The organism is Cryobacterium sinapicolor, from assembly GCF_004403465.1.
Lineage (GTDB): Bacteria > Actinomycetota > Actinomycetes > Actinomycetales > Microbacteriaceae > Cryobacterium > Cryobacterium sinapicolor.
This window is the reverse complement of the sequence record NZ_SOGQ01000069.1, coordinates 1-8,785: the sequence shown is the minus strand read 5'-3', so window position 1 is coordinate 8,785 and position 8,785 is coordinate 1. Positions and strand designations below refer to the sequence as shown.

Here is an 8,785-nt window from a genome sequence, read left to right as displayed (position 1 = left end):
CGGGCAGCGGGGGCAGCGCGGGCAGCGGGGGCAGCGCGGGCGGGGGCGAGGGCAGCGCGGGCGGGGGCGAGGGCAGCGCGGCCGGCCTCAGAGCGGCCGCAGCCCGACCGCGGTGATGATCGGGTCGCGCTGCCCGCCGGAGTGCACGATGTGAGCACCGTCCCCGTCGACGGTGAGCTGGCTCGCATGGCAGCGCAGGGCATCCGTGACCGTGGCGAGGTGCGCCGACAGGTCGAACCACTCCGCATCATCAACCTCCGAATGCACAACCTCGGCAAACGCGACCCCCGCCACCCGGCTCGCCGCGACAGCCGCCTCATGCATGCGCACGTGATCCGGATGCCCGTATCCGCCACCGTTGTCGTAGCTGATCACGAGGGCAGGCTCGAGCAGTCCGATCAGCGCGGCCACATCCGCGGTCACCTCGCCGAGGGGCGCCCGCACCAGGGCGTCGTCGTCGATGTCGTCGGCCGGCCCGGCCAGTCCCGGACGAATCCAGGTCATGCCCGAATCCTGATAGGCCCGCGGAGGAAGACCGGTAGCTCGCGCGGGCGGCATCCCCAGCCAGAAACGACCATCGATGCCGAGGGTCGCCGCGGCACCGGCCAGCTCCCGTTCGCGTTCCCGGGTGAGCGCATCCGTGCCCTCGAGCACCGACAGCGGCCCCGGCACGACCTCACCCTGCTCGCCGCGCGTGGCGGTCAGCAACGACACCCGGATGCCCCGGGCCACCAACTCCGCGATCAGCGCACCCGTCGCAATGGTTTCGTCATCGGGGTGGGCGTGCACGAACAGGACAGTGGAAACCCCGTGCAGCAGACTCACGCGCTGAGCAGCGAGGGCGAGGGCGAGGGCGAGGACGAGGGCCGCCGACCACCGGGACGCACCAGCGACCGGTACACGGTCACGAGGCCGTCGGCCGACCGCGGCCAGTCCAGGTGCTCGGCCCGCTCGCGGGCGGCGAGCGACAGGCGCCGGGCGAACGCGGGGTTCGAGAGGATCTGAGTGAGCGCGCCGGCCCAGACCTGCGGATCGCGTGAGTCCAGCACCACGCCGGTGTCGCCGTCGAGCACCGCCTCGCGCAGCCCGCCGGCCGCGGCGGCGACGACGGGAACGCCGCTCGCGGCCGCTTCGAGCGCCACGAGCCCGTACGTTTCGGAGTGCGAGGGCACCAGCACGACGCGGGCGCCGCTCAGCAGCAGGGCCAGGTCCACGCGGGACTGCGGTCCCACGAAACGCACGCTGCGCTCGATGCCGTGCCGTGCCGCGAGGGCCCGGAGCTCGTCGATGTAGCCGTCATAGTCGGCCGACGCGTCGCCGGCGATCACGAGTTCGGGACGGATCTGCTCCGGCACGGCCGCGATCGCCTCGATGGCGAGGTCGAGTCCCTTCAGAGGCTGCAGACGCCCAGCGACGACCGCGTACCCGCGAATATCGATCGGTCCGGACAGAGATCCAGCACGGACGTCCGTGGGCCGGAACAGAATCCCGTCCACCCCCGGCAGCACGATGGAGATGCGCTCGGGCGAACCGCCGAGCCGCTGCACGATGGTGTCCGCCTCGGCCTCGCTGATGGCGACCAGGGCATCCGACTCCTGCGCCAGCCAGGCCTCGCCGGCCATACGCCCGGGGGACTCGGGGCGCTCGCCCGCCGACAGCGGCGTCGACGCGGCGGCGGCGATGCTGTGGAAGCTCTGCACGTGCGGGGTGCCCCGGCGGCGTGCGAGCGGCAGCGCCGCCATGCCCGAGAACCAGTGGTGCGAGTGGATGACGTCGTACGGACCGAGCGCATCCATCTGCACGCGGAACGCGTCGATGAACCCCTCGTGGTCGCCCTTGGGCACCGGGCGGGCCGGTCCGGCGTCGAGGAAGCGGAGCGTCACGCCCGGGCTCAGCTGCACGATCTCCGACCCGGGGGAGGAGCGGCGGGTGAGGATCTCGACGTGGTGGCCGGCGGATGCCAGAGCCTCCGCCTGGTGCCGCACGACCACGTTCATTCCGCCCGCGTCGCCCGAGCCGGGCTCGGCGCCCGGGGAGGTGTGCAGGCAAACGAGCGCGATACGGAGGGGAGTGAGTAGCTGAGGCACTCGGAAATCTTAACGCACGAGGCTGTGACCGACCCTGCTCCCAAGATGTGAGACCGCCCAGGCACCCGGAAACGCCGGATTCGCGCGGCAGACCTGCGCTTTTCGGCGATCCGTGCCGCAACATGCCCGATCCGATCGCTACAGTGGACACAGTGACAGGCGGAAGACGGATCGAGGACATCTCAGTGGCGCGCAAGCAAGATGACCGGACACGACTTGCCGGCCTAGACGAGGTACCGGTCGGTGTGACCGGTCGTCCGAAGCGCGACTTCGGCGATCCCTCCGTCCTGACCAATCACGGCCCGGCGCGAATCATCTCGCTGTGCAACCAGAAGGGCGGCGTCGGCAAGACGACGACCACCATCAACCTGGGTGCCGCCCTCGCCGGCTACGGTCGCCGCGTGCTCGCCATCGACTTCGACCCGCAGGGCGCCCTGTCCGCCGGTCTCGGTGTGCCCACCCACGACGTCACCACCATCTACGACCTGCTGCTGAGCGGCTCGGTCAGCCCGCACGACGCCATTCAGAAGACGTCGGTGCACAACCTCGACATCATCCCGGCCAACATCGACCTGTCCGCAGCGGAGGTGCACCTCGTCAACGAGGTCGCCCGCGAGCAGATCCTGGCCCGCGTGCTGCGCAAGATCTCCGGCGACTACGACGTCATCCTGATCGACTGCCAGCCGTCGCTGGGCATCCTCACCGTCAACGCGCTCACGGCCAGCCACGGCGTTCTCATCCCGCTCGAATGCGAGTTCTTCGCCCTCCGCGGTGTGGCGCTGCTGATCGAGACCATCGACAAGGTGCGCGACCGGCTCAACCCGGCCATCGAACTGGACGGCATCCTGGCGACCATGTTCGACTCCCGCACCCTGCACTCCCGCGAGGTGCTCGAGCGGGTCGTCGACGCGTTCGGCGACAGCGTGCTCGAGACGGTCATCGGCCGCACGGTGAAATTCCCCGACGCGAGCGTCGCCGGAGTTCCGATCACCGAATTCGCGCCCGAGCACGCGGCCGCCAAGGCCTACAAGCAGGCGGCGCGGGAACTGATCCAGCGTGGCGCCGTCGCCTGACCAGGCCGCACCGAAGCCGTTCTCGGTTGCCCTCGGCAACTTCGAGGGTCCGTTCGACCTGCTCCTGTCGCTGATCGGCAAGCACGAACTGGACATCACCGAGATCTCGCTGAGCCGGGTCACCGACGAGTTCATCGCCTACCTGCGCGGCCTGGACCAGGACGAAGAGCTCGACCAGGCCACCGAGTTCCTGGTCGTCGCGGCCACCCTGCTCGACCTCAAGGTCGTGGGGCTGTTGCCGCAGGGTGAGCTCGTCGACGCGGAAGACGTCGCCCTGCTCGAGGCCCGCGACCTGCTGTTCGCCCGGCTGCTGCAGTACCGCGCCTTCAAGACCGCGAGCGCCTGGTTCCAGGGCCGGCTCGACACCGAGTCCACCCGGCACGTGCGCGCGGTGCGGCTGGAGGAGAAGTTCCGCCGACAGACCCCCGAGCTGGTCTGGACCCTCTCCCTCGGCGACTTCGCCGCCCTGGCCGCCCTCGCGCTGACCCCGCGCGAGCTGCCCCGCGTGGGGCTCGACCACCTGCATGCGCCGCTGGTCAGCATCCGTGAGCAGGCTGCCTACGTGGTACGGATGCTGCGCGCCGGCGACACGCTCACGTTCCGCGAGCTGATCGTGGGCGCCGAGTTGAGGGGCGTCGTGATCGCACGCTTCCTGGCCGTGCTCGAGCTTTACCGCCTCGGCGCCCTGTCTTTCGACCAACTCGTGCCGCTCGGCGACCTCAGCCTGCACTGGAGTGCCGAGACCTGGTCCGACGACACTCTCGCCACCCTCGGAGCCGACTATGAGCAGTGACATCGCACCCGTGACGGAAAACGCAAGGCGCACGGATCCGCCCCGCCCGCCCCTCGAACGCACCCTCGAGGCCATCCTGATGGTCGCCGACGAGCCGCAGGGGCTGCTGCAGCTCGCCGCGGCGGTCGATGCCACGCTGGCGGAGGTGCGGGCATCCGTCGCCCGGCTCGTGGCCGACTTCGACGGCCTCGCCGGCACCGTGCGCCGCGGCTTCGAGCTGCGGGAGGTGGCCGGCGGTTGGCGCATCTATGTGCGGCCCGAGCACGACGTGGCCGTTGCCGATTTCGTGGTCACCCAGAACCCGAGCCGGCTCTCGCAGGCGGCCCTGGAGACCCTCGCCGTGATCGCCTACAAACAACCGATCAGCCGCGGGGCTGTAGCCTCGATTCGTGCCGTTAACGTGGATTCGGTCGTGCGCACGCTGCTCGGCCGCGGTCTGATCACCGAAGCGTTCACCGACAGTGAGACCGGTGCGATCAATTACGGCACCACAGACCTTCTGCTAGCCCAGCTCGGAATCAACTCGCTCGACGAGTTGCCCTACCTATCGCCGTTGCTCAATGACGGCGCGAACGGATTTGAGGAACTGCCATGACTAACGACAATCAGGGGATTCAGGGGACACCCACCAACCCCGAGGCCGCCGCCGACGGCGTGCGCCTGCAGAAGGTCATGGCCTCCGCCGGCGTCGCCTCCCGCCGAGTCTCCGAGGAGATGATCGCCGCCGGCCGCGTGCGCGTGAACGGCAAGGTCGTCACCGAGCTGGGCCGCCGCATCCACCCCGACTCCGACCTGATCATGGTCGACAACGTGGCCGTGCAGCTGGACACCAGCCGCCGCTACGTGATGCTGAACAAGCCCGTCGGCGTGGTCTCGTCGATGCAGGACGAGAGCGGACGCCCCGACCTGCGCGAGTTCACCGACCAGTTCGAGGAGCGCCTGTTCAACGTGGGCCGCCTCGACGCCATGACCAGCGGCCTCCTGATCCTGACCAACGACGGCGATCTCGCGCATGTGCTCGCGCATCCGTCGTTCGGAGTCTTGAAGACCTACATCGCCAAGGTCGAGGGCCGCGTGTCGGCGCAGACCATCCAGCTGCTACAGAGCGGCATCGAACTCGACGACGGCCCCATCTCCGCCGACAAGGCGCGCATCCTGACCAGCCCTCCCGGCGACGGTTTCAGCCTGGTCGAGCTCACCCTGCACTCCGGCCGCAACCGCATCGTGCGCCGCATGATGGAGGCCGTCGGTCACCCCGTCGTCGACCTCGTGCGCCGCCAGTTCGGCCCGCTGCACCTCGGCACGCTGCGCGTGGGTGCCGCGCGCGACCTGACCAAGACCGAACTCGGCCAGCTGCTCACCGTGTCTCGGGCCGAAACCAAGATCTAGGCACCGGGAGCACCTGTGGTTGAATCTCGCCTGATCGGGCCCGTGCGCGTGGTGGGCGCCGGCCTGCTCGGCACCAGCATCGGCCTGGGCCTGCGCGCGCGCGGAATCGACGTCATCCTCGCCGACGCGTCGCCGACCAACCTCAGCATCGCGGTTGACTACGGCGCCGGCCGGGCCGCCACGGCCGGTGACCTGCCGCAACTGATCGTGGTCTGCGTGCCGCCCGACGTGACGGCCGAGATCGTCGCGCGCGAACTGGCCGCCTACCCGCGGGCGATCGTGACGGATGTCGCCAGCGTCAAGCTGGCCCCGCTGCAGGAGCTCCGCGTACTGGGGGCGGACGTGTCCCGCTACATCGGCGGTCACCCGATGGCCGGCCGCGAACGCGGGGGACCCCTCGCCGGCCGCGCCGACCTCTTTGTCGGCCGCCCCTGGGTGGTGGCCGCGCACGACGCGATCAGCTACCAGCAGGCCACCGCGATCGACGATCTGATCCTCGACCTCGGCGCGATCCTGGTCGAGATGAGCCCCGAGGAGCACGACCGGGCCGTGGCGCTGATCTCCCACGTGCCGCAGGTGGTCTCCACGATCATGGCGCGCCGGTTGACGGATTCCGCCGGCTCGGCCTTGAACCTCGCCGGCCAGGGTCTGCGTGACGTGACCCGCGTCGCGGCCAGCGACCCCGAGCTGTGGGTGCAGATCCTCGGCGCGAACGCCGAACCCGTGCGGGACATCCTGCTGGCCTACCGCGTCGACCTCGACCGTTTCATCGACGCCCTCGAGGCCCCCGCCGCACCCGGCGCCCGCCGCAAGGTGGCCGAGGAACTCGCCGGAGGCAACGCCGGCGTCGCGCGCCTGCCCGGCAAGCACGGCCAGGACCGCCGTTTCGTGTCGCTCAGCGTCATGGTCGACGACACCCCCGGGCAGCTGGCCCGCCTCCTCAACGAGATCGGCGAGGTCGGGGTCAACCTCGAGGACCTCCGCCTCGAGCACTCGCCGGGCGCCCAGCTGGGCCTGGCCGAAATTTCTGTCCTCCCTGAGGCCGTTGGTCGCCTCACCGAAGAGCTGGCCGCACGCGGCTGGCGGATTGCTGGTTAATCATGGGTCGTCACTCAAGCCCCCACATCGTCGCCATCGACGGGCCGGCCGGCAGCGGCAAGTCCAGCGTCAGCCGCGCCGCCGCCCGGCGCATCGGCTTCGACTACCTCGACACGGGCGCCGCGTACCGGGCCTTCGCCTGGTTCGTCAGCGACCGGGGGATCGACGCGGAGAACACCGAAGCCGTCGTGGCCGCCCTGGGCGACTTCGACTACACCATCGGTATCGCCCCCGACGAGTACTTCGTGCGGGTCGGCGGGACGGATGTCACCGACGCGATCCGCGATCCCGCCGTCTCCGCGATCGTGAGCTCCGTGGCCCGCATCCCGGAGGTGCGCACTCACCTGACGGAGCTGTTCCGCACCATCGCGGCGAGCTCGAAGCGCACCGGAATCGTGATCGAGGGTCGGGACATCACCACCGTCGTGGCCCCCACCGCGGAGATCCGCATACTGCTCACGGCCTCCGAGGAGGCTAGAATGGCTAGGCGCTCTGCGGAAATTCCGACCCAATCGGCTGACACCGTGGCGGAACAGCTGCGATCCAGGGATCACGCTGACTCACAGGTAGTCGAATTCATGAGCGCCGCAGACGGTGTGACCACCGTCGACTCCACCCATCTCGACTTCGAACAGACCATTGACGCGGTCCTCGACGTCATCAATACATACCGCGAGGCCATCGCATGACCAACAACAACGACTTCGACGACACGATTCCCGACCTCGACACCGAGCTGGTAACGCGCTTGGACGACCTCGACGACGACCTGGTGACGCAACGCGCCGCCGCGCTCCGCACAGGACTCAACGAGTACGACCTCGATGACGAGGACTTCGACGTTCTCGACACGGTGACGGAAGACCCCGACGCCATCCAGTACCTGCCGGCCCTGCCGGTCATCGCCATCGTCGGCCGCCCGAACGTGGGCAAATCGGCGCTCGTGAACCGCATCCTCGGCCGCCGCGAGGCCGTCGTGGAGGACACTCCCGGCGTGACCCGCGACCGCGTCACCTACAAGGGCGAATGGCACGAACGCCGCTTCAGCCTCGTCGACACCGGCGGCTGGGAACCCGACGCCAAGGGCATCGACGCATCCGTCGCCGCCCAGGCCGAGCTGGCCATCGAACTCTGCGACGTCGTCATGTTCGTCGTCGACGCCAACGTGGGCCCCACCTCCACCGACGAGGCCGTCGTGCGCCTGCTGCGCAAGGCCGGCAAGCCCGTCTTCCTCGTCGCCAACAAGGTCGACGACATCCGCCAGGAGCCGGAAGCTGCGAGCCTCTGGGCGCTCGGCCTCGGCCAGCCCTGGCCCGTCTCGGCGCTGCACGGCCGCGGCGTCGCCGACCTGCTCGACGCGATCCTCGAGGAACTCCCCGAGATCTCCGCCGTCGCCAAGCAGGAAGTCGGCGGACCCCGCCGCGTCGCGATCCTCGGCCGACCGAACGTGGGCAAGTCGAGCCTTCTGAACAAGGTCGTCGGTGAGGAGCGCGTTGTCGTCAACGAGCTCGCCGGCACCACGCGCGACCCGGTCGACGAGCAGGTTGAGCTGGGCGGCCGGGTGTGGCGCTTTGTCGACACGGCCGGCATCCGTCGCCGCGTGCACCTCTCCCAGGGTGCCGACTTCTACGCCTCGCTGCGCACCAGCGCCGCTCTCGAAAAGGCCGAGGTGGCCGTGGTCCTGATCGACGTGACCGAGGTGATCAGCGAGCAGGACGTGCGCGTGATCGACCTGGTGCTCGAATCCGGCCGCGCCCTCGTGCTGGCCTTCAACAAGTGGGACCAGATCGACGACGACCGTCGCCGCTACCTGGAACGTGAAATCGAGCAGGACCTGGCACACGTCTCCTGGGCTCCGCGGGTGAACATCTCGGCCAAGACCGGCCGCCACATGGAGAAGCTCGTTCCGGCCCTCGAGACCGCTCTCGAAGCCTGGGACACCCGCATCGCCACCGGCAAGTTCAACGCGTTCCTCGCCGAGCTGGCCGCGTCGCACCCGCACCCCGTGCGCAGCGGCAAGCAGCCCCGCATCCTGTTTGGCACCCAGGCGTCGAGCCGCCCGCCGACCTTCGTCATCTTCACCACCGGGTTCCTCGACCCGGGCTACCGCCGCTACATCCAGCGTCGCCTGCGCGAGGTCTACGGCTTCGAGGGAAGCCCGATCAACATCAGCATGCGCGTGCGCGAGAAGCGCAAGCGCTAAGCGGCACCGAAGGCCCCGAACGGGTGGGAATATCACCCCCGTTACTTTCTTCGTAGCCCTTGATCGTGTAGTTATGTGAGGGTGTTGGCCTGTCAGGCCCGGCATGGTTCTTGCCCCCAGTCGCTCATGATCCGGGGGGTGT

The 8,785-nt window shown here is 69.4% G+C and carries 9 protein-coding genes; 7 read left to right on the top strand and 2 right to left on the bottom strand.

Translation table 11 applies throughout. From position 1 onward, the window contains the following. Nucleotides 1-87 precede the first annotated feature (87 nt). The gene (locus E3T28_RS12865; protein WP_166787034.1) at nt 88-825 is read right to left on the bottom strand and encodes a PIG-L deacetylase family protein; all 738 of its coding nucleotides are present in this window, start codon (nt 823-825) and stop codon (nt 88-90) included. After that, nucleotides 822-2,087, bottom strand: a complete 1,266-nt coding sequence (locus E3T28_RS12860; protein WP_241979335.1) for a glycosyltransferase — start codon at nt 2,085-2,087, stop codon at nt 822-824. Before E3T28_RS12860 ends, E3T28_RS12865 begins: the two co-directional genes overlap by 4 nt. Nucleotides 2,088-2,272: 185 nt before the next feature. On the opposite strand from E3T28_RS12860, the gene E3T28_RS12855 reads away from it, so the two are divergent. Genes E3T28_RS12855 through der form a run of 7 tightly spaced genes read left to right on the top strand, consistent with a single transcriptional unit; the run spans nt 2,273 to nt 8,643 of the window. Next, on the top strand, nt 2,273-3,160 hold the full coding sequence (locus E3T28_RS12855) for a ParA family protein (RefSeq protein ID WP_241979336.1): 888 nt from the start codon (nt 2,273-2,275) through the stop codon (nt 3,158-3,160). Next, entirely contained in the window at nt 3,144-3,953 is an 810-nt protein-coding gene (locus E3T28_RS12850) for a segregation and condensation protein A (protein WP_134431916.1), read from the top strand. Before E3T28_RS12855 ends, E3T28_RS12850 begins: the two co-directional genes overlap by 17 nt. After that, nucleotides 3,943-4,548 carry an SMC-Scp complex subunit ScpB gene (scpB, locus tag E3T28_RS12845; RefSeq protein ID WP_134431913.1) on the top strand — a complete coding sequence of 202 codons (606 nt, stop codon included), beginning with the start codon at nt 3,943-3,945 and terminating at the stop codon, nt 4,546-4,548. Before E3T28_RS12850 ends, scpB begins: the two co-directional genes overlap by 11 nt. Beyond that, nucleotides 4,545-5,342 (top strand): pseudouridine synthase, encoded by a 798-nt coding sequence (locus E3T28_RS12840; protein ID WP_134431910.1) that lies wholly within the window; start codon nt 4,545-4,547, stop codon nt 5,340-5,342. Before scpB ends, E3T28_RS12840 begins: the two co-directional genes overlap by 4 nt. Nucleotides 5,343-5,357: 15 nt before the next feature. Continuing rightward, nucleotides 5,358-6,440: a prephenate dehydrogenase gene (locus E3T28_RS12835; RefSeq protein ID WP_134431907.1), complete on the top strand. Its 1,083-nt coding sequence runs from the start codon at nt 5,358-5,360 to the stop codon at nt 6,438-6,440. A 2-nt stretch (nt 6,441-6,442) separates the two neighbouring features. Continuing rightward, nucleotides 6,443-7,129 carry a (d)CMP kinase gene (gene cmk / locus E3T28_RS12830; RefSeq protein ID WP_134431904.1) on the top strand — a complete coding sequence of 229 codons (687 nt, stop codon included), beginning with the start codon at nt 6,443-6,445 and terminating at the stop codon, nt 7,127-7,129. Then, nucleotides 7,126-8,643, top strand: a complete 1,518-nt coding sequence (gene der / locus E3T28_RS12825) for a ribosome biogenesis GTPase Der (RefSeq protein WP_134395788.1) — start codon at nt 7,126-7,128, stop codon at nt 8,641-8,643. The genes cmk and der overlap by 4 nt, the downstream gene beginning before the upstream one ends. The last annotated feature ends 142 nt before the right edge of the window (nt 8,644-8,785 follow it).